We start from the raw sequence: 20,784 nt of genomic DNA on the forward strand, positions 1-20,784 counted from the left end.
ACACAACAACAGATGCCGCAGCACAATGCGCGGCGTGCAGCCTCGCGCGCTTCCTGCGACGCCTGGCATGCATGGTCCCGTCACCTTTTCCGTTTCCTATGCACCTCTTCTCTGCGCTGCGAGCCCTGCTACTGATCCTTCCCCTGTCCTGGATGTCCCCTGGCGCCTGGGCGCAAGACACCCTGACCCACATTGCCAAGACCGGCGAATTGCGACTGGGGCACCGCGAGGCATCCCACCCCTTCTCCTACAAAGACCCAGCCACTGGACAAGTGCGTGGCTACAGCGTTGATATCTGCACCAAGATTTACGAGGAGCTCAAGAAGGAACTCAAGCGCCCCGACCTGCGCCTGACCTATGTACTCGTAGACGGCAAGAACCGCCTTGCGGACCTGAAAAACAACGTAGTGGACCTGGAATGCGGCACGACCACCAACACCCTGGAGCGCCAGAAGGAAGTCGCCTTCAGCCACCACATCTTCATCGCCACCACTGCGTTCCTCGTGCGCAAGGACTCGGGCATCAAGACGGTGGACGATCTGAACGGCAAACGCATTGCCGTCGAACGGAAAACCACCAATGACGGCCTGCTGGCCACGAACGAACGCACCTACCACCGCAAATTCATCTACGTGCCGGTAGACAGCACCGCACAGGGATTGGATGCACTCACGCGCAGGGAGGCAGATGCGGTTTTTGCAGACGATGCAGGCCTGTGGAGCCCCATGACCCGGCTGGGCAAGGCCATGGGGGACTACCAGTTTCTGGAAAAGCGCCTTTCGGTAGAGCCCTACAGCATTGGCCTGCGCAGGCAAGACCCTCGTTTCAAGGAGCTGGTAGACCAAGTCACCCGCCGCCTGATCCAGACCGGGGAGATGGCGGCTCTCTACAAAAAGTGGTTCCACTCGGACCAAGGCACGCTCCCCATGAGCGTCTTCATGCGCGAAGCGCTCAAGCGGCCCAGCGACGTGGGCGTGGAACAGATCGCCTTTTGATGCCCTTCGGCCTGCCGCAGAACAGGCAGGCCAAACTGGGGAACTGCGGCCTCCACCAGCTGCCAGGTTGCATTCGCGGGCCATGTCCGCCATGGGACAATCGCGCCCCATGACCCCACAGCAATACGTACAGCAAAAAGCCGTGGCCTCGGGCAGCAGCTTCTACTACGCCTTCCTGTTCCTGCCGGCCCCGCGCCGCGCCGCGATCACGGCGTTTTATGCCTTCTGCCGCGAAGTGGACGATGTGGTGGACGAAGTCTCCGACCCTGGCGTGGCGCGCACCAAGCTCGCCTGGTGGCAGGCCGAGGTGGCCAAGGCCTATGCGGGCCAGCCCACCCACCCTGTGATGCTGGCACTGATGCCACTGGCGGCCGACTATGGCATTGAACAACGCCACCTGCAGGCCGTGATCGACGGCTGCCAGATGGACCTGGAGCAGACCCGCTACCTCGACTTTGCGGGCCTCAAGGGCTACTGCCACCTGGTGGCGGGCATCGTGGGCGAAGTCGCCGCACGCATCTTCGGCCAGACCGACCCGCGCACCACCGACTACGCCCACACGCTGGGCTTGGCCTTTCAGCTCACCAACATCATCCGTGACGTGGGCGAAGATGCCATGCTGGGCCGCATCTACCTGCCGGTGAGCGAGCTGCAGCAATTTGACGTGAAGGCGCACGAGATCCTGAAGCGCCAGTATTCCGACCGCTTCACCGCGCTGATGCGTTTTCAGGCCGAGCGCGCGCACCGCCTGTACGACGAGGCCTTCGCCCTGCTGCCCGATGCCGACCGCCGCGCCCAGAAGCCCGGCCTGATGATGGCCAACATCTACCGCACCCTGCTGCGCGAGATCGAGCACGAGAACTTCCAGGTGCTGCACCAGCGCATCCGACTCACGCCCTTGCGCAAGTTCTGGCTGGCGTGGAAGGTGCAGGCGCTCGGCCGGATGTCGTAGCCGTGGGCCCGCGTCCATGAAGGTCGCCGCGAACGTGGCAGTGGTGGGCGCAGGCTGGGCGGGCATGGCCGCCGCCATTGCCCATGTGCAGGCAGGGCGCCAGGTCACCGTGTTCGAGGCCGCGCGCACCGTGGGCGGCCGGGCGCGCGCCGTGCCGGGAGCGCTGCCCGATGGCACGCCCGCCACGCTCGACAACGGCCAGCACATCCTGATCGGCGCCTACGCCGAAAGCCTGCGCCTGATGCGGCTGGTGGGCGTGGACATCGATACCGCCCTGCTGCGCCTGCCACTCACGCTGCAATTCCCTGATGGCCAGGGCCTGCAACTGCCCGACCTGCCCCCACCCCTCGATGCGCTGCTGGGCATTGCCCGCGCCAAGGGCTGGGGCTGGCGCGACAAGCTAGCACTGCTGCGCACAGCCACGGCCTGGCAGCTGCGCGGCTTTCGCTGCGCGCCCGCCACATCGGTGGCCGCGCTGTGCGCGCCGCTCACGCCCCGGCTCATGACCGAGTTCATCGACCCGCTGTGTGTGTCGGCCCTCAACACCCCTGCCAACCAGGCCAGCGGCCAGGTGTTTCTGCGCGTGCTGCAGGACAGCCTGTTCAGCGGGCGCGGCGGCTCCAACCTATTGCTGCCACGTGCGGACTTAGGCGCCCTCTTTCCCGAAGCCGCTGCCCGCTGGCTGCAGCAGCTAGGCGGCCAGGTCCTCACCGGCCAGCGCATTCAGCGCCTGCAGCCGTTGCCCGGCGGGCGTTGGCAGCCGGTCGTGGCCGCCAACGGCACCGAAGAACCCGGAGCGTTCGACCACGTCACCCTGGCCTGCCCGTCCTGGGAGGCCAGCCGCCTGGTCGAAGGCCTGGCAGGCACGGCGGGCCTAGCGGGTGCAGCCCGCTGGAGCGCCACCACCAGCGCCCTGCGGTTCGAGGCCATCACCACCGTCTATGCCCATGCCCCAGGCGCCCACCTGCCCCAGCCCATACTGGCACTGCACAACACCGCTGCCCAACCGGCGCAGTTTGTGTTCGACCGGGGCCAGCTCGACGGCCAGCACGGGCTGCTGGCCTTTGTGGTGAGCGCCAGTGATGGGGACCGGGCCTTGATCGAGCAGCAGGTGCTGCAGCAGGCCGCCGCCCAGCTGGGCCTTCCCGGCCTGCAGCCCGTGCAGACCGTGGTGGAGAAACGCGCCACCTTTGCCTGCACCCCTGGCCTGCAGCGGCCCGGCATGCAGGTGCTGCCGGGGCTGACGGCCTGCGGCGACTATGTGGACGGCCCCTACCCCGCCACGCTGGAAGGGGCCGTGCTCAGCGGCACGGCAGTAGCGGCACTGGCGTAATCCTCGCTCTGTCGGTGCGGGGTGCCTCGGGTAAACCCCAGGCCGACTGACAGCATTCCGAAAGCACGCTCCGCACACCATACGCCGGGCAACGCCATAACGGCTTTCACGGAGACACCCATGCTGTTCGATAACGACACCACCCCCGCCTTCCACCCCACCCGCCGCCACCTGCTGGGCGCAGGCAGCGCCCTGGCCCTGGGCGGCCTGCTGCCCACCACCGCGTCGGCCCAGGCCGCGTGGCCTTCCAAGTCCGTGCGTTTTGTGGTGCCCTTTGCACCGGGCGGCAGCTCCGAAATCGTGGCGCGCTCCACGGCGGCCGAGCTGAGCAAGACCCTGGGCCAGAGCGTGTTTGTGGACAACAAACCCGGCGCCGCAGGCAACATCGCCATGCAGGAAGTCGCCCGCGCCGAAGACCAGCACACCCTCATCCTGGGCCACATCGGCACGCTGGCCGTCAACCCCTACATCTTCGACAAACTGCCCTACGACGCCAACAAGGACTTCAAGCCCGTGAGCCTGTTGGCCAAGGTGCCCAGCCTGTACGTGGTGCACCCCGACGTGCCTGCCAAGAACCTCAAGGAGTTCATCGCCTACGCCAAGAAGAACCCGGGCAAGCTCAGCTACGGCTCGGCAGGCAACGGCAGCGCGGGCCACCTGGCGTTTGAATACCTCAAGATGACCGCCGAGATCTTCATGCTGCACGTGCCCTACCGGGGCACCGGCCCCATGATGACCGACCTGCTCTCGGGCCGGCTTGATGCCGCGTCGGTGGGCGCAGCGGCCCTGCTGCCGTTCATCAAGTCCGGCAAGGTGCGCTGCATCGCCACCGGCTCCACGCAGCGCCTGCCGCAGCTGCCCGACGTGGCCACCGTGGCCGAACAGGGCTTCCCCGGCTTCGAGATGACGCAGTGGTACGGCATGCTGGCCCCCGCGAGCCTGCCCAAGGAACACCTGGACAAGCTGGCAGCCGAAACCATGAAGGCCGTGAAGGCACCCGAAGCCCTCAAGCGCCTGAACGGCGACGCCGCCGAAGCCATCGGCGGTACGCCCGCGCAGTTTGCGCAGTTCATTGCGGCGGAGCAGGCGCGCTGGCAGAAAGTCATCAAGCGCGCGCAGATCAAGCCGGACTAGGAAGCCCCCCTGAGCCGCTTCGTGTCTTCCCGCGAGGGGGACGCCACCGGTGGCCGGGCAAAGCCCGCTCCACGGTGGCACTGGCTTTGGGGGCGCGCCAGTTTCAACAGCCTGCTGGCGGGCCGGGCCACGGCACAACGGCATTAGCATCCACCCATGCGCATCCTCCTGGCCGAAGACGACCACAACCTGGGCACCTGGCTCAGCCGCGCGCTGGAGCATGCGGGCATCCAGGTGGAATGGGTGAACGACGGGCGCCTGGCCGACCGTGCGCTGCAGCAGCACGACAACTACGATGCGCTGGTGCTGGACCTGGGCCTGCCCGGGCTGGACGGCCAGGCCGTGCTGCAGCGCCTGCGCGACCGCGACCAGCGGCTGCCCGCGCTGATCCTCACGGCCCGCGATTCGCTGGACGAGCGCGTGCGCTCGCTCAATGCGGGGGCTGACGACTTTCTGGCCAAACCTTTCGAGCTGGCCGAGCTGGAGGCCCGCCTGCATGCTCTGGTGCGCCGCGCACGCGGCAACGAGCACCCGCGTCTGGCCTGTGGCGCGCTGGTGTACGACAACCCGCGCAAGCAGTTCACGCTGCACGGCGAGCCCCTGGCCCTGTCGCCGCGCGAGCATGCCGTGCTGCGCGTGCTGGTGCAGCGCAGCGGCGAGCCGTTTTCCAAGCAGCAGATCCTGGACCGCGTGTTCTCTGACGACGAAGACGTGCACCCCGAAGCCGTGGAAGTGTTCGTGCACCGCCTGCGCAAGCGGCTCGATGGCAGCGGTGTGCGCATCACCACCCTGCGCGGCCTGGGCTATGCGCTCGAAGCAAATGATGTGGCTCCCCCCTGAGACGCTGCGCGTCTTCCCCCCTGAGGGGGGACGCCACCCGTGGCCTGGCAAAGCCAGTTCCACGGTGGCACTGGCGTGGGCCACGCGCATGTTCAGGACCGCTCCCTGTTCTTTGCGGCGGAGTCCGCTGCCATGTCTTTGATACAACGCCTGCGCCGCGCCAGCCTGTGGCGACTGCTGGCCCTGCTGCTGCTGCCGCTGCTGGCCGTGGTGACGGGCGTGGAGCTGTGGATGACGCGGCACGACGCGCTGGAGGCGGCCAACGCGGCCTACGACCGCTCGCTGCTCGGGGCGCTCAAATCCATCGACGCCAACATCTCCACCGCCTCGGGCGGCCTGTCGGCCGAGCTGCCTTACAGCATGCTCGAATTTTTTGAACTCACGGCCAGCGGCAATGTGTACTTCCGCGTGGCGTCTTCCGACGGGCTGGTGGAGCTGGGCAACGCCGACCTGCCCCTGCCGCCCGGCCCGCTCACGCCCGGCGTGCCCCGCTTCTACGACGCCACCTACTTTGGCGAATCCGTCCGGCTGGCCGCCTACCGCCGTGCGGTGGACGGCGCCGCGCCCGGAGCCGATGCCAGCAGCGTGCTGGTGCAGGTGGCTGAAAGCACCCGCTCGCGGCAGGAGTTCACCCGCCGCTTCGTTCGTCGGGCCGCGCTGCGCGACGCGCTGGTGCTGGCGCTCATGGTGCTGGGCACGGCTGCCACACTGGCCGTGGCGCTGCGCCCGCTGGCGCGCCTGGCGCGCGAGGTGCAGGCGCGCAGCCCCGACGACATGACCCCCATGGCCGACAGCGACCTGCCCGCCGACATCCGCCCCCTGGTGGCCGCCGCCAACCAGCAGATGGCGCGCACGCAAGACCTGGTGGCCCAGCAGCGGCAGTTTCTGGACGATGCCTCGCACCAGCTGCGCACCCACCTCACCACGCTGCAGATGCAGATCGACTACGCCCGGCGCGAGGCCGACGCCACCCAGGTTCAGCACACCCTGGAAGCCATCGGCGGCGAAGTCGCACGCGCCACGCGCAGCACCCAGCAGCTGCTGGCCCTGGGCCGCAGCGACACAGCGGCAGTAGAGCTGGCCCCGTTCGACCTGGCCGCGCTTCTGCGCGCCGTGGCGCTGGAGCTGCTGCCCCGCGCCCGCGCCCGGCAGATCGACTTTGGCATCCATACACCCACGCCCGAGTTCATGGCCGTGGGCGACAGCGGCTTGCTGCGCGAGGCGCTTGCCAACCTGGCGGCCAACGCGATTGCCTACACACCTGAACACGGCACGGTCACCGTGTCAGCCGCAGGCGATGACCTCGGCTGGAGCCTTAGCGTGGAAGACAACGGCCCCGGCCTGCCCGCCAGCGAACGCGATGCACTGGGCCAGCGCTACCGGCGTGGCTCGCAGGCGGCGGCAGGCGGCTCAGGCCTGGGGCTGGCAATCGCGCGCTCCATCGCCGAACGGCACCGGGGCGGCCTGCGACTCGAAGAACGCGCGGGTGGGCCCGGCCTGCTGGCCATCCTGTGGTGGCCCCGGGGCTGAAAACCCCCATCCCGCAGCACCCCAGATTCCGCCAGAATTCGCCCCGCATGCCGTCCGCACCACTCCCCCTCCCCACCCTGCCCCGCCGCCGCGCCCTGCAGTGGCTGGCAGCACTGGCGGGCACTTCAGGCGCTGCGCACGGGCCTGCTGCGTGGGCGGCCGACGCATCGCAGGAGCCCGCCGAATGCATCGCCCCCTCCCGCCCCGGCGGCGGGTTCGACCTGACCTGCGGCCTGGCCACGCAGTCCGTGCAAGCCGTGCGCCCCGCACGCCCACCGATGCACACACGCTATCTGCCCGGGGGCATCGGTGCCATGGCGTTTGACCAGGTTGCCACCGGACGGCTGGGCGGGCCAGGCACGCTGGTGGCGTTCTCCAGCGGCTCGCTGCTCAACATCGCACAGGGCCGCTTCGGCCCGCACCCGGTGAGCGCCGTGCGCTGGATCGCCACGCTGGGCACCGACTACGGCGTGGTGGCCGTGCACCGCGATTCGCCCCACCAGCGCCTGCAAGACGTGGTGGCCGCGCTGCGCAAGGACCCGGCCCGCGTGGTGTTTGGCGCGGGCGGCACCCTGGGGAGCCAGGACTGGATAAAAGCCGCCCTGCTGACCCGCGCTGCCGGGCAGGACCCCAAGCGCATGCGCTTTGTGTCATTCGAAGGCGGCGGCGAGGCGCTCAAGGCCCTGCGCGGCGGCCACATCGGTGTCTTCACCGGCGATGCGGCCGAGGCCCGGCAGGCCCTGGAAAAAGGCGCACCCCTGCGCTTTCTGGCCGTGCTGGCCCAGGCCCGCCTGCCCGGCGCCCTGGCCGACCTGCCCACGGCGCGCGAACAGGGCGTGGACCTTGTCTGGCCCACGGTGCGCGGCCTGTACATGGCCGCCACCGCCCCCGATGCCGCCGTGCGTGCCTGGGTCATGGCTTTCGCCGATGCGCTGGCCGCACCCGGTTATGCCGCGCTGTGCAGCCAGTACGGCCTGTACCCGTTTGCGCGCACCGGCGCGGCGCTGGATGAGTTCGTGCAACGCAGTCTGGCCGACTACCGCCAGCTGGCGCAGGAGCTGGGCCTGCGGTCCTGGCCCCGCTGAGGCGGCTGCTGCAGAGCCCGTACGGAGGTCTCAGAGGACCTCTGGCCCGCTCACTTCTCCAGCCACCACTGGATCACCACCTTGGCCAGGAACCCCAGAAACCCCACGCCCAGGCCCAAAAACAGCACAAAAGTGCCAAACCGCCCGGCCTTGGACTCCCATGCCAGCTGGCCGATGATGAACAGCATGTAGACGATGAACGCCCCCACGCCGTAGGTGAGGAAGAAGCCCGAGATCTGCGCCTCGGTGAAGCCAAAAATCACGATGCCCCTCCAGGCGTGCGCGCTGTTGCAGCGGGTGCAGCCAGGTCGCGCTCGGGCAGGCTGGATGCATCCACCAGGTCGCGGTAGGCGTGCCAGCTGGCGTGGCCCAGCATGGGCATCACGGCGATCAGGCCCAGCAGCAGCGAGCCCAGGCCCAGCAAGGTAAAGCCCAGGATGATCGCCGCCCAGAACGCCATGGGCAGCGGGTTGACCACCACGGCCTGCCAGCTGGTCAGCACCGCCTGCAGCAGCGTGGCGCGGCGATCCAGCAGCAGCGGCATGGCCACCACACTGGACGCAAAAATCGGCGCGGCCATCAGGCTGCCCAGGGCCAGCCAGATTTCAAACAACCAGCCATCGCGCGCCATAACCACGTGGCGCAGAAAGTCGAGCGGCGTTTCGATGGGCACCGGCGCCAGCAGCGTGATGAGCGCCGCCGATGTCATGACCCAGCCCGAAGCCGCCAGCGCCAGCAGGGCGCCAAACTGCACCATGCACCAGTAGTCGTTGCCCCATTTGTTCACATGGCTGTTCTGCCAGTTGAACCATGTCTTCAGCACCACGCCCAGGTTGGCGCTTTCGCGGCGCTCCAGCGCGCGGCTCAGCGCATACAGGCTGGTGGCCAGCACCGGCGCCACCACCAGAAAGCCCGACAGCGCCCCCGCCAGCAGCCAGAAGCGGTGGTGCCCCACCGCAAAGATGGCCGCCCCGAACAGCGTGAGCGCCAGCCCATGCGCAAAGCTGATCCAGCCCGCGCGCGCCATGTCGCGCCAGGCCAGCACCAGCCAGGCCATGGGTTGCATGAGGCCGATGGTGCGGATGGCGGGCAATGGCGGGGGATTACGGGGCATGTTGGGAGGGGTCGCTCAGCGACGGGTGAGTGTGACTTCATCGGGCAGCGGCTTCAACCACCGCACGCCCAAACCTTGACCTGAGGCAAGAAATCGAACCGAGGGAAGCCCGTCAGGCCAACAGCCTGCACAGCGCAGTGAGGCTGTCCACCGTGGCATGCGGCGGTGTGTCGTCGTGCGGCCAGGGGTGGTTGGCGCTGTTGATCCACACGGCCTGCATGCCCGCGTTCAGCGCGCCCTGCGCATCCAGCGTGGCGTCGTCGCCCACGTGCAGCACCTCGTGGGGTAGCACATCGACGGCCGTGGCGGCAGCGTGAAAAATGCGCGCATCGGGCTTGGCCACGCCAAACTCCGACGCGCTGATGCTGTGGCGAAAGTAGTGGCCGATGCCGATGCGGTGCACATCGGCATTGCCGTTGGACACCGCCACCACCGGGTAACGCGCCGACAAGAAGGCCAGCGTGTCGTGCGCGTCGTCAAACAGCTCCACGCGCATGCGCTCGGCAAAGAACAGGTCAAACGCCGGTTCGGCCAGCGCAGGCTCGTCGCCCGCCTGGGTCAGCGCCAGGCGGATGGACTCGCGCCGCAGCGCGCTCAGGTCGTGCAGCAGGTCGGGTCGCAGCGCCACCATCTGGTTGCGGATGGCGCGCAGCGATTCGGTGCTGGAGAACAAGGTTGCCGTGGCGGGCGCATGGTGCGTGAGCCAGTCCAGCAGCACGTTTTCAGCCCGCGTGATGGTGGGCCAGATGGGCCAGAGCGTGTCATCCAGGTCGATGGAGATGGCGCGGATGCGGGAGGTGTCCAGCTGCAGCGCGGTGGGCTGGGCAGCGGGCAGTTCAGCGGGGGAATCGGGCATGGTCTGCAGAGAATACTCCACGGTCACCGAAGGGCCGGTCCGTTTGCCACAATCGGGGCATGCGCTCACCCTTCCACACCGAACCCCCTTACACCCACGGCCAGGCCGAACGCACTGGAGTGCTGCTGTGCAACCTGGGCACGCCAGACGAACCCACGGCCCCGGCCGTGCGCCGCTATCTGGCGCAGTTCCTGGGTGACCACCGCGTGGTGGAGATCCCCAAACTCGTGTGGCTACCCATCCTGCACGGCATCATCCTGCGCACGCGCCCGGCCAAGTCGGCCGCCAAATACGCCAGCATCTGGACGCCCGAGGGCTCGCCCCTGGCGCACTGGACGGCCAAGCAGGCCACGCTGCTGCGCGGCTGGCTGGGCGAGGCGGGCCACGCGGTGCTGGTGCGCCATGCCATGCGCTATGGCAACCCGTCCATCGCCAGCCAGCTTGATGCGCTCAAGGCCGAAGGCGCCACACGCATCCTCATCCTGCCGCTGTATCCGCAGTACTCGGCCACCACCACGGCCAGCGTGTTCGACGCCGTCTACACCTGGGCCGCCGCCACCCGCAACGTGCCCGAGCTGCGGTTTGTGAACCGGTACCACGACGCCCCCGGCTACATCGACGCGCTGGCCCGCACCATCGAATCGCACTGGAAGACCCACGGCCAACCCGACCAGCTGGTGATGAGCTTTCACGGCGTGCCCGAACGTACGCTGCACCTGGGCGACCCCTACCACTGCGAGTCGCGAAAGACCGGCCGCCTGCTGGCCGAGCGCCTGGGCCTGCGCGAAGACCGCTACCGCATCACCTTCCAGTCGCGCTTTGGCAAGGCCAAGTGGCTGGAACCCTACACCCAGCCCACCATCGAGGCCCTGGGCAAGGCGGGCACACGCCGGGTGGACGTGGTGTGCCCCGGCTTCACCAGCGACTGCCTGGAGACGCTGGAAGAAATCAACATGGAAGTGCGCGAGGCGTTCCTGCACGCAGGCGGGCAGGAGTTTCACTACATCCCCTGCCTGAACGACAACAGCCACTGGATCACGGCGCTGAGCCGCGTGGCGCAACAGCACCTGGCGGGCTGGCCCACCGAGGTGCCCACCGCTGCGGCGCTGGCCGATGCGCGCAGCCATGCGCTGGCCGGTGGGGCACCCAAAGGCGTGTGCCCCGTGGCGCACTGACTGCTGATTACTACTATTTTTATAGCTATTTACGCTTATCCATCAAGCGCTAGCAGCCAATTTGACCCATATTCTGAGATGGCAGACACACTTTGGTGACCTGCCCCTCCCCCAACACCTGTACTGATGCCCGCTTCTGCCCTCGCCCCCCACCAGCTGCGGCTGACGATTGACCCCGCCACGCTGGGCTTTGCCAGCACGGCCGAGCTGCAAGACCTGCCCCTGCCCTGGATCGGCCAGGAGCGCGCCCAGGCCGCCGCACAGTTTGGCCTGGGGCTGCACCAGCCTGACTACCACCTGTTCGTGCTGGGCGAAGTGGGCAGCGGGCGCGCATCGCTGCTGCGCCAGGCCATGCAGACTGCTGCGGCAGAACGCGCCGTGCCGCCCGACCTGTGCTACCTGCACAACTTCGACACGCCCGACCGCCCCCGCGCCCTGCGCCTGCCGGCGGGCCAGGGCCGCCAACTGCGCCAAGGCATGGCCGACATGGCCAAGAACCTGCAGGCCGACATCCCCAAACGCCTGGCCGCCGCCGACTTCAAGGCCGAGGCGGAGCGCATCGAGAAAACTTGGCAGGCGCAAGAAGGCGAAGCCTTTGCCGTGCTCGACGCGTTTGCCGAGGCGCGCCAGTTCCGCCTGACCCGCGAGGGCGGGCAAATGGTGTTCACCCTCACCGGCCCCAAAGGCCAGGCGCTGACCGAAGCCGAGGCCCGCGCCCTGCCGCGCGAGCGCCGCGCAGAGATCGACGCCGCCGAACAAGAACTGCGGACCGAGATCGCCCGTTTTCTGGAAGCCGTCCGCCCGCTGGAGCGCACCCGCGACGACGCCCTAGCCGCCCTGCGCCGCCAGACCATCAAGCCCCTGGTTGAACACGCCCTGCACGACATTCGCCAGGGCCTGCGCAAGCAGATCAAGGACACCGTCAAGCTCACCCACTGGCTCGACCAGGTGGAGCAGGCTGTGCTGGGCGACATCGACCTGTTCGAGCCCCTCGATGCCGAACGAGGTGGTGACCAGAGCGCCGATGCCGAAGACGACCGCAAGGACGCGCTCGACGACCTGCTGGCCCGCTGCCAGGTGAACCTGGTGGTGGACAACCACGGCCGCACCGCCGCGCCCGTGGTGGTGGAAGACAACCCCACCCAGCGCACGCTGTTTGGCAGCATCGAACATGGCTCGGACGCCGACACCGTGCAGGCCGACCACACCAGCATCCACGCGGGCAGCCTGCTCAAGGCGCATGGCGGCTTCATCCTGCTGCACCTGCACGACCTGGCCGCCGAAGAAGGCCTGTGGCAGCGCCTGCGCCGCTTTTTGCGCTGCGGCCGCCTGCAGATCGAGGAAGGCGGCGGCGGCCCGGGCCACGGCCCCGGCGGCGCCGTGGCGCTGCAGCCCGAGCCGGTGGATGTGGACGTGAAGATCGTGCTGATCGGATCGGTGGACGAGTACTACGCCCTGCAGGACGCCGACCCCGACGCCGCGCGCCGCTTCCGCGTGAAGGTGGATTTTTCAGACCACTTTGCCGCCACCCCCGCCACCCACCACGCCACCGCCATCCTGGTGGCCCAAGTCTGCAAAAAGCGCGGCCTGCCCCACTTCGGCCCCGACGCCGTGGCCCTGGTGCTGGAGCAGACCCACCGCGAGGCCGACGACCAGCGCCGCCAGAGCGCACGCTTTGCGCACACCGAAGCGCTGGCCATTGAAAGCGCCTCGCTGTGCAAGGCGCGCGGCGGCCCCCTGGTGCAAGCCGCCGACGTGCAGGCCGCCCTGGCCGCCCGCACCCAGCGCCACAACCAGCCCGAAGAAGAGCTGCACGACTCCATCACCGAGGGCGAGCGCCTGATCTCGCTGGCAGGCTCCATCACCGGCCAGATCAACGCCATGACGCAGATCGACCTGGGCGACTACCGCTTCGGCTTCCCCGTCCGCATCACCGCGCGCACCTTTGCCGGGCAAGAGGGCCTGCTCAACATCGAGCGCGAGGTCGATATGTCCGGCCCCATCCACGACAAGGGCATGCTGATATTGCACAGCTACCTCACCGCGCTGTTCAGCCACGTGGCCCCACTGGCGCTGAACGCGTCCATCGTGTTCGAGCAGGAATACAGCGGCGTGGAAGGAGACTCGGCCTCGTGCGCCGAGCTGTACGCGCTGCTGTCCAGCCTGTCTGGCCTGCCCCTGCGCCAGGGCATCGCGGTGACGGGCGCATTGAACCAGCACGGCGAAGTGCTGCCCGTGGGCGGCATCAACGAAAAGATCGAAGGCTGGTTCCGCGCCTGCAGCACCGCAGGGCTGGACGGCACCCATGGCGTGCTGATCCCCGCCCGCAACCAGCGCCACCTGATGCTGGACCGCACCGTGCTGGACGCGGTGGAGCGCGGGCTGTTCCATGTCTACACCATGGGGCACGTGAGCGAAGGGATTGCGCTGCTGACGGGCGAGGCGTCGGGAATGAGCCCGGCGGAGCTGCTGCAGGCGCAGGCCGACGAACTGGCCGGAGACGCGGCTACGGTGGAGGACACGGTGATGCAGCGGGCGGAGGTGACGCTGCGGGCGTATCGGCGGGCTTGTCAGGTGGCGGGGGGGGCGCGAAGGGGGCGTGGGATGCGAGCGAGGTAGATCGATCCGTTCTACATGAAGTGCACTCAGTCTTCCGCGATGGGCGTATCGGAAGCTGCCTCCTCGGCTAGTTCGTCCAGCACGGCGAACACACCCGCTAAGTCGTCGCGATAGAAAGCCGTGTAGCGAGGCATGAATACACATCGTCCGCTGTCTTGGAGTCCAAGCCCCCGGATGTGATCGCGATGCTGCTGCCAGTACATACCCATCGCTTTCGGATCGAGCCCACCTGGTAACTCCGTCTTAGTCGCGATAAAGCCGTCCTCATCTCGACCTGTTTGGAACGGGCTACTCAAATGAGCCAGGCAGTGGTCGAGGAATCTAAACACATTGTCCTCATCAACCTTCGGATTGAAGCAAAAGTCGAAGACGTACTCGTTCATCAGCTTCGATATCCCACTACGATCCTCAGTCCCAACTTCATCGTAGTAACCACAGCCGACACCCACGCCATTTGGGGCGAGCGATTTGCTGAGCTGATAAATCACGAACGAGCCTGCGAAGAAGCGTGCCGACGCGACTTTACCCGCGATTGTTTCGTCGCCATGCTGCGATCCGGGGTCCTGCGAAGCCTGGGCATGAAGATGCACAAAAGCCTGCCCCAGGAGCGCGTCAACGGGTACTTCAGATGCTTCGGCAATAAAGTTCCGTCGAGCGTCAATGTAAGAACGCTTGAAAAGCGCAAAAACCCGCTGGGAGAGCTTCCTCATCCCCATCAACGCTAGTTCGCTGACCAACCCAGTCGTCGGAGCTGACATGTCCTGGTCAGCGATGAGTGCTCTGTACAAGTTGTACAGCTGTCCACCGCGATCCTCCGAGCACTGCAACCTGAACAACATGAGGTCGTTCCAACCAAGCACGCCGCGGTCGGTACTGACAAGCCGCTCCAACAGGCCTCTACCAACGAATGCTTGTTCGCCAAATATCCGCCATGCAATCTCTACGACGTTTTCTGAACTGTTAGTCCGTCGTTGCCCATTGGTTCGCCCCCACCCTACGCTATCCAGTAGACGCGCCAACGAGTAAATTGACCTCGGCCGCAAGCCACGATCATCGTTGTCGAACGACGAGTAGCGAGGCAGGAAGTCAACAAGCGTTTCAATAGCGTCCTCAGCGGTTGTCGCGTTGGTGAATGTGTGGACTTGGTTGACCAATACACGCCAAAACTGGTCGTGCGCTGTCTCTGTCTTCTCCAAAAGAAAGTCCGTCTCAGCGAGTACCGAAGCAATGGATTGCCCCTTGCGAACTCGATCAACAGCTGCTTGGTAAAGAAAAAAAGTCTCTTGCGGCTCTGGAGTCGCGAAGCGAACTATGAGCTTAAGGAAGCCCTCCAGGTTTCGGGTTTTTCCCTTGTTGAAGCACGCGCGAGACCGTAGGACTGACTCTTCAACGTTTCGCGCATCGCCTAGCGCCAAGACCCCTACATCAAACAACTGCTCTAACAAGAACTTGGCGGTGCCCTGGTGCTGGTACTCCTCCTTAACCTGTTCAAAGCCTTCAGCGTTCTTGAACTCCGGATCGTCGTACTTCCGTCTAACTGAAAACGTGCCAGTGCGCCCTTCCGTTTCTTCTGCGTATATGCGCCTAAATAACCCCGGATAGTTCAGATGCAGGAGCATCAAGTTAATGAGGTCACGCCTGTCGAAGTCAGTACGTCCAAGATCAGTCTTCTCAATCTGCATAAGAAGAATCGCATTGATGAACCGCTTGACCTTGCGTAGATCGCCGACCAAAGGCAGGTACTTTGCCGCAGAGTCGCCATCCAAAATGTTCGCAAGCTCATTGAGAACTGCGCCAAGCCTGACCATCGTGTCTGATGGCACTGAGCCGATCTGAGCTTGGGCTCCTTGCCAGTCACGCCGAAGAAAGTCGCGGATGCTAGAACTGTCCACAAACAAGCTCAGCTTAACTGTCACAAACTTCTCAAGGAATTCGCGCGCTCTGGATCCCTCCTCTTTGCCACCTGCTAGTACCTCGGTGTCATAGCAAAGCACGTAGGTCGCTTGCGACAGCTTGAAGGTACGCCGAGTTGCGAATAGGACGTTGTTGACGGTCTTCGCATCCAAACGATCCAAATCGTCAATGACGACAATCACTCGTCGACCAATACGACGAAGGACCTCATCAATGTCGTCAAGCAGTTCATCAACAGTTTCCTGCGACGGCTCCAGTGATAGCTTGAATCCCAGAAACGAAATATCCGCCTTCCCCTTGATGAGTCGGGCGTATCGGGAAGCAGCTGAGCGGAACTCTGGTGCAAAAACCTTGCTTTGGATCGCGGCTGACAGGTCGCGAATCAAGCGATCGGCAAGATCTGGCTCCGACGCGTAGCGCAAGGGCTCAAAACGACAAACTATCACCTCGTCAGCAGCCCTTTCCCAATAGCACTGAGCGAGATTAATGAAGCTGGTCTTACCCACGCCCCACGGACCATCAACACCGAATACCAATCCCGGATGCAGGCTGCTTGCGAGGACTGACTCTGCGAACGACTTTGCTTGGGTCTCGTTAGAAAGCAGATCGTCGGTTTCGCGTCCGATCTCTTCATCCGCTAGGAAACGGAGTTGTGAAGGAGCCTGCCGTTTCCTCGGCCAATGTCGCTGGACGAGCGGCGACAGAAGCACAGTGCAGCACATCAGAAGTACAACTGGCGCCCAAAGCGGGTCCGACGCTTTCAGCGCTGCATGAAGCTTGGAAAGCCGAGGCATGGCCAACTCGCTCGACCAAGCTCCCAAGCACATTGCGATGAGCAGGTCGAGACGAAAGCTTCGACCCATTTGCGCGACTGAAATATGTGCCCCACGATTGAAGGGGTAGACCACACACAACGCCAGACCCATGAGGACCACGATGGCCCTTACCCAGAGAGAAAAGTCGGCTATGGCAGGAGCAAACGAGGTTCCTAAGTAGTAGGTGATCCTGCAAATTTCAATGACGACAAAGCCGACAGCAAACATCTTGGCGAAGACCAAGAGTTCGGGCATTTTCATCGTGTGTTTGGTAGCCGCCATTCACCATTCCTAGCTGCTAAGCGTGGTCACTGTGTACGTGTGGCTCTTTAGCCACGCGCCCGAAGCCACACCACAACATCCCCCGTCACCTCATCCCGATTCGTCTCGTTCAAGATTTCATGCCGCGCCGCCGGGTACAGCTTGACCGTGACATCGGCCACACCGGCATCGCGATATCGCTGGCCCAGTTGCTCCAGCAATACCCCGCCTGCGGCCAGCGGGTCGGCGTCGCCGGATGCGATGAGGATGGGCAGGTCGCTACGAATGCCCGCGAGTTGCGCGGGGTCGGCCAGACGGGGCGCGGGGGCGAAGAGTGAGGGGATCACATCGGGCGGCATGTCCCAGCCGCACCACGGGTCGGCCACGTAGGCATCGACCTCCGCAGCATCGCGCGACAGCCATTCGTAGCCGGTGCGGTGCTCAAACCCCGCGTTGAATGCCGCGAGCCCGGCGGGCGCATCGGCGGGGGCGTTGGCCATGGCGGCGGCGAACAGGTCGAGGGCGGTGGAGCCTGACAGGATGACGCCGGACCAGGTGGAAGAGTGGTCGAGGATAGCCGCCTGCGCTGCGAACGAGCCCATGGAGTGGCCGAACAGGAAGAGCGGCAGGCCGGCGTGCTGCGCGCGCAGCAGCGCGCCGAACTGTGCCACGTCGGCAATGAGGCCGCTGAAACCAGCGCTGCCAAAGTCGCCCAGCTTGCCACCGGCTGTACGCCCATGGCCGCGATGGTCCACGGCGTGGACGATAAAGCCTGCGGCGTTCAAGGCCCGCGCAAAGCGGTCGTAGCGCTCGCCATGCTCGGCAAGGCCGTGGGAGATTTGAACGACGCCCACTGGTTGGCCCGGGGTTTGGGCCCAGGTGTAGGTGGTGACCTGGGTGCCGTCTGCGTTGGATTGGAAGGAGGAGGTGGTGGTGCTCATCGGTTCATTCTGGCATGGGGTCTGACTGCGTGTCACGCGCACGCGCCCCCTCCCCTGCACTGCCATCACCATTCAATTCTTGCCCTGCCAAGGGTTCGCAGTCACCATCCACTACAACCATCCCACCACCCAATCCAGCATGCCGCTCCCCCCAGTTCTCGACCGTTTCCTCCAAGCCCAGGAGCCCGTCTGGCCCCGTGTGATCGCTGAGCTGCGGGCGGGCAAAAAGCGCACGCATTGGATGTGGTTTGTGTTTCCGCAGATACAGGGGCTGGGGCACAGCGACATGGCCCAGCGCTATGCCATTCAATCGATGGCCGAGGCGCAGGCTTACCTGGCGCACCCAGTGCTCGCAGGCCGTTTGCGTGAGTGCTGCCAGATCCTGCTGGACCTGGAGACGTCTTCTGCGCTGGATGTGTTGGGCTCGCCAGACGACCTCAAGCTGTGCTCCAGCATGACGCTGTTTGGCGAAGCTTCTGCGCCGGGCAGCGTGTTCGAGGCGGTGCTGCAAAAGTATTTCGGCGGGGCAAAAGACCCGCGCACGGTCCAACTGCTGGGGTAGCTTGCTGCTTGCTGGCTGCGCAGCTGCGGGCACCGTGTGTCTCGGGCAGGGCATGCCCCGGCGCGGCGGCCGGGCCGTTCAGGCTGTGGGCCGTGGGGGAATCGGGTGCGAAGCCGTTGCCTGCAGGCGCCCCGCCATCCCCTGCTGATGGGCCGTCTGCCTGCTGCGAAATTCGGTCGGCGTGCACCCCGCCTCCCGCTTGAAGAACTTGGCGAAGTTCGCCAGATCGCTATAGCCCAGCCCCTCGGCTACGCGCGCCACCGGCCAGGTGGTGTGGGCCAGCAGGCGCTTGGCCTCCAGAACGATGCGGGCGGAGATGAAAGCCTTGGGCGTGATCCCGGCTGCTTCCTGCGACGCGCGCACCAGGCTTTTCTCGGAGCAACCCAGCTGCTGTGCGTACCGGGGCAGCTGGTGCCAGGTGGCAAAGTGCTTCTCCACCAGCAACTCAAACGCCTTGAATCTCTGCAGCGCGCGCCCCGGGGGAACGCGCTGCGCGGACTGCTGCTCGTGCGCCATGCGCAGCCGCGTCAGCAAGGCATAGAGCTGGTAGCGCAACAAGGCGTGGGCATGCAGCGATGCGGCGTGGGTCTGCGTGTCCTGCTGCATCTGCGCAATGGCGTGGGCAATCACCGGCGCGCTGTCGCTGCCCAGCGCCCACGCGGTCGGCAGGCCGCCCAGCCCGTCGACCGGGGCCTGCGCCTGCGCGGCGGGTGCGGCTGCCCACAGAAATTCGGGGCGGAACAGCACCATCCACCCGTCCCAGTCCTGGGTATCTCCAAAACTGTGGGCTTTGCCGGGCCGCAGGACCAGCACCGAGCCCGGGCCGCAGCGCACATGCTCGAAGTCCACCAGGTGGAGGCAGGTTCCCTGCGTCACAAAGATCAGGGTCGGAAAGGCGTAGCGGTAGGTGGACGCCAGCGCCTCGCCGCCCACCCGCTGCCGCAGGTCCGACACCCGGAATATCTCCAGGTCGAGCGGGTACAGCCCCTCGGGCTGGTAGCTCAGGTGCTGGATGTCGGGGTGGCGGGCTGCGGCGGGTTTGTGGTGGCGTGGGGTCATGGGTCAGCAACGGCGGGGTGCAGAGGTTTGTCCTGAAGTGACAGTAAATCGCCCGGTTTTCACCGCCTGCGGGGGCTTTGATTGTCCAACAATGACCTCACAGCGCCACAAGGGGCGTTGCCCCAAAACCACCAAGGAATCCCCATGCACGCCATAGAAATCGCCAAGACCTACATCCAAGCCGCACAAACCGGCGACCAGGCCACCCTCGGCCGCGTCATCTCGCCCGATGTGGTCTGGCACCAGCCGGGCCACAACCAGTTCTCAGGCACGCACCGTGGCATGGCCGCCGTGGGCCAGATGCTCGGCCAGATGATGGCCGTGTCGAAAGGGACGTTTGCGATCACCCGCGCCGACCATTACATGGCCAACGGAGACTGGGTGGCCGTGAGCATCGAGTTTGCTGGCGAGCGCGACGGCCTCACGCTCCAGCAGCCGGGCGTGGACCTGCTGCGTATCGCCGATGGAAAGATCGTTGAAGTCCGCCTGTTCTCCAGCAATCCGGCGCAGGAAGACGCGTTCTGGGGCCAGTGACGGCCCACGGCCTGCCCTTGCCTGTGCGCCCTAGCCACCGGCTTGGGGCAAGCAACGCGGGTTTTTTGAGTCAAAAGTGGCTTACCGCCCGTCTGTATTCATTGTTAGGTATCCAATTTATAGCAATCAATTACCCACCAGATTGCACGCCCTGTGTGCACGCACCCGGCAACCCGCCTGCCGCAGGCGCGCATCCCGGCGCAGTAGCGCGGGGCGCGCGGGCGGCCTGCACCGCATCGCGAATCGCCTGCACCACCGCCTCGGGCTTCTCCAGGGGGATGCCGTGCCCGCTGTCCACCCACACCTGGGTGGAGCCTGGATAGAGGTGCGCGATGTCGGCGCGTTTTCGGTGCACATCGTCGGCCAGCGCAGGGGAAGCCCCCGGGGTGCGCAACGCGCTGAGCACAAACACGGGCATAGAGGGGTCCACCGGCAGGCTGGCAACGAGTTGCCCGGTGGCATCCAGCGCTGCCAGCTCCTGCTTGACCACGTCAGAGGTGCTCAGGCGGAACGCCACTTTGAGCCATGTCGGCCACAGGTCTGGGTTGCCAGCCCCTCGCATCTGGTCGGGGTGGGTGGAGTCCACCAGCACCAACGCGGCCACCTCGCCGGGGTATTGGCGCGCAAACAGCTGCATGTACAGGCCGCCCAGCGAATGGCCCACCAGCACGTAGGGTGGCGGCAGCTTGCGTGCCTGGAGCAGCGCCCTCAGTTCCTCCACCACATGGGCGCCGTCGCGGGGGCCTGGCGATGCCTCGCTGTGGCCGTAGCCTGCGCGGTTGTAGGCCAGCGCGGTGGTCTCCTGCACGGTGTCTGGCCAGACTTTGGCCCACCAATCGAGGCTTGCCCCCAGCCCATTCTCAAACACCACCACCGGTGCGCCCTGCCCTGCCAGGGCATGTTCCACCGTGCGGCCGCCCGCCGTGTCGGTGACCACGCCCGGCACGGTGGCACAGCCCGCCAGACACACGGACAACCACAAGCCCGCCCACCGCCATCTTTTCATTTCGCCTTGACCATTTTTTTGAGTGAAGCCGCAGCGCTTGCGGGTACAAGCCAGGGCCT

General features: G+C 65.9%; 18 protein-coding genes. 11 read left to right on the forward strand and 7 right to left on the reverse strand.

The window, feature by feature from the left end:
• Window positions 1-98 precede the first annotated feature (98 nt).
• From AC2YJX_RS15215 to AC2YJX_RS15245, 7 genes are all read left to right on the forward strand, one after another.
• The gene (locus tag AC2YJX_RS15215) at window positions 99-995 is read left to right on the forward strand and encodes an amino acid ABC transporter substrate-binding protein (protein WP_216845919.1); all 897 of its coding nucleotides are present in this window, start codon (window positions 99-101) and stop codon (window positions 993-995) included.
• Window positions 996-1,104: 109 nt separating this feature from the next.
• Window positions 1,105-1,947: a presqualene diphosphate synthase HpnD gene (gene hpnD, locus AC2YJX_RS15220; RefSeq protein ID WP_218299328.1), complete on the forward strand. Its 843-nt coding sequence runs from the start codon at window positions 1,105-1,107 to the stop codon at window positions 1,945-1,947.
• Window positions 1,948-1,963: 16 nt separating this feature from the next.
• Window positions 1,964-3,280 carry a hydroxysqualene dehydroxylase HpnE gene (gene hpnE, locus AC2YJX_RS15225; protein ID WP_487256507.1) on the forward strand — a complete coding sequence of 439 codons (1,317 nt, stop codon included), beginning with the start codon at window positions 1,964-1,966 and terminating at the stop codon, window positions 3,278-3,280.
• Window positions 3,281-3,400: 120 nt separating this feature from the next.
• The gene (locus AC2YJX_RS15230) at window positions 3,401-4,414 is read left to right on the forward strand and encodes a Bug family tripartite tricarboxylate transporter substrate binding protein (RefSeq protein WP_487256508.1); all 1,014 of its coding nucleotides are present in this window, start codon (window positions 3,401-3,403) and stop codon (window positions 4,412-4,414) included.
• A 156-nt stretch (window positions 4,415-4,570) separates the two neighbouring features.
• Window positions 4,571-5,254: a response regulator gene (locus AC2YJX_RS15235; protein WP_063463203.1), complete on the forward strand. Its 684-nt coding sequence runs from the start codon at window positions 4,571-4,573 to the stop codon at window positions 5,252-5,254.
• Window positions 5,255-5,386: 132 nt separating this feature from the next.
• The gene (locus AC2YJX_RS15240; RefSeq protein WP_487256509.1) at window positions 5,387-6,784 is read left to right on the forward strand and encodes a sensor histidine kinase N-terminal domain-containing protein; all 1,398 of its coding nucleotides are present in this window, start codon (window positions 5,387-5,389) and stop codon (window positions 6,782-6,784) included.
• 47 nt (window positions 6,785-6,831) lie between these two features.
• Window positions 6,832-7,869, forward strand: coding sequence for a Bug family tripartite tricarboxylate transporter substrate binding protein (locus AC2YJX_RS15245; protein ID WP_487256510.1), 1,038 nt, complete (start codon window positions 6,832-6,834; stop codon window positions 7,867-7,869).
• 50 nt (window positions 7,870-7,919) lie between these two features.
• Here AC2YJX_RS15245 and AC2YJX_RS15250 read toward each other — a convergent pair whose 3' ends face one another.
• The 3 genes from AC2YJX_RS15250 to AC2YJX_RS15260 form a co-directional block, all read right to left on the reverse strand.
• Window positions 7,920-8,132, reverse strand: a complete 213-nt coding sequence (locus tag AC2YJX_RS15250; RefSeq protein WP_137748564.1) for a DUF2788 domain-containing protein — start codon at window positions 8,130-8,132, stop codon at window positions 7,920-7,922.
• A complete protein-coding gene (locus tag AC2YJX_RS15255; protein WP_487256511.1) occupies window positions 8,129-8,983 on the reverse strand; it encodes a DUF2189 domain-containing protein in 855 nt (284 codons plus the stop codon). Before AC2YJX_RS15255 ends, AC2YJX_RS15250 begins: the two co-directional genes overlap by 4 nt.
• A gap of 112 nt (window positions 8,984-9,095) precedes the next feature.
• Window positions 9,096-9,839 carry an HAD-IA family hydrolase gene (locus AC2YJX_RS15260; RefSeq protein WP_487256512.1) on the reverse strand — a complete coding sequence of 248 codons (744 nt, stop codon included), beginning with the start codon at window positions 9,837-9,839 and terminating at the stop codon, window positions 9,096-9,098.
• Between the two features lie 59 nt (window positions 9,840-9,898).
• On the opposite strand from AC2YJX_RS15260, the gene hemH reads away from it, so the two are divergent.
• Window positions 9,899-11,014 (forward strand): ferrochelatase, encoded by a 1,116-nt coding sequence (gene hemH, locus AC2YJX_RS15265; RefSeq protein ID WP_121419588.1) that lies wholly within the window; start codon window positions 9,899-9,901, stop codon window positions 11,012-11,014.
• 126 nt (window positions 11,015-11,140) lie between these two features.
• Window positions 11,141-13,633, forward strand: a complete 2,493-nt coding sequence (locus tag AC2YJX_RS15270) for a Lon protease family protein (protein ID WP_487256513.1) — start codon at window positions 11,141-11,143, stop codon at window positions 13,631-13,633.
• A gap of 26 nt (window positions 13,634-13,659) precedes the next feature.
• Here AC2YJX_RS15270 and AC2YJX_RS15275 read toward each other — a convergent pair whose 3' ends face one another.
• Both AC2YJX_RS15275 and AC2YJX_RS15280 read right to left on the reverse strand, forming a co-directional pair.
• A complete protein-coding gene (locus AC2YJX_RS15275; RefSeq protein ID WP_306553811.1) occupies window positions 13,660-16,644 on the reverse strand; it encodes a KAP family NTPase in 2,985 nt (994 codons plus the stop codon).
• Between the two features lie 47 nt (window positions 16,645-16,691).
• Window positions 16,692-17,564: a lysophospholipase gene (locus tag AC2YJX_RS15280; protein WP_487256514.1), complete on the reverse strand. Its 873-nt coding sequence runs from the start codon at window positions 17,562-17,564 to the stop codon at window positions 16,692-16,694.
• Window positions 17,565-17,703: 139 nt separating this feature from the next.
• On the opposite strand from AC2YJX_RS15280, the gene AC2YJX_RS15285 reads away from it, so the two are divergent.
• Window positions 17,704-18,126 carry a DUF1810 domain-containing protein gene (locus AC2YJX_RS15285; RefSeq protein WP_487256515.1) on the forward strand — a complete coding sequence of 141 codons (423 nt, stop codon included), beginning with the start codon at window positions 17,704-17,706 and terminating at the stop codon, window positions 18,124-18,126.
• Between the two features lie 78 nt (window positions 18,127-18,204).
• On the opposite strand, the gene AC2YJX_RS15290 is transcribed toward AC2YJX_RS15285, so the two are convergent.
• A complete protein-coding gene (locus AC2YJX_RS15290; protein ID WP_487256516.1) occupies window positions 18,205-19,185 on the reverse strand; it encodes an AraC family transcriptional regulator in 981 nt (326 codons plus the stop codon).
• 144 nt (window positions 19,186-19,329) lie between these two features.
• Between AC2YJX_RS15290 and AC2YJX_RS15295 the strand changes: the two genes are divergently transcribed.
• Entirely contained in the window at window positions 19,330-19,719 is a 390-nt protein-coding gene (locus AC2YJX_RS15295; RefSeq protein ID WP_487256517.1) for a nuclear transport factor 2 family protein, read from the forward strand.
• Window positions 19,720-19,849: 130 nt separating this feature from the next.
• Here AC2YJX_RS15295 and AC2YJX_RS15300 read toward each other — a convergent pair whose 3' ends face one another.
• Window positions 19,850-20,725, reverse strand: coding sequence for an alpha/beta fold hydrolase (locus tag AC2YJX_RS15300; protein ID WP_487256518.1), 876 nt, complete (start codon window positions 20,723-20,725; stop codon window positions 19,850-19,852).
• Between the last annotated feature and the right edge of the window lie 59 nt (window positions 20,726-20,784).

This window comes from Acidovorax sp. SRI_002 (assembly GCF_057586455.1).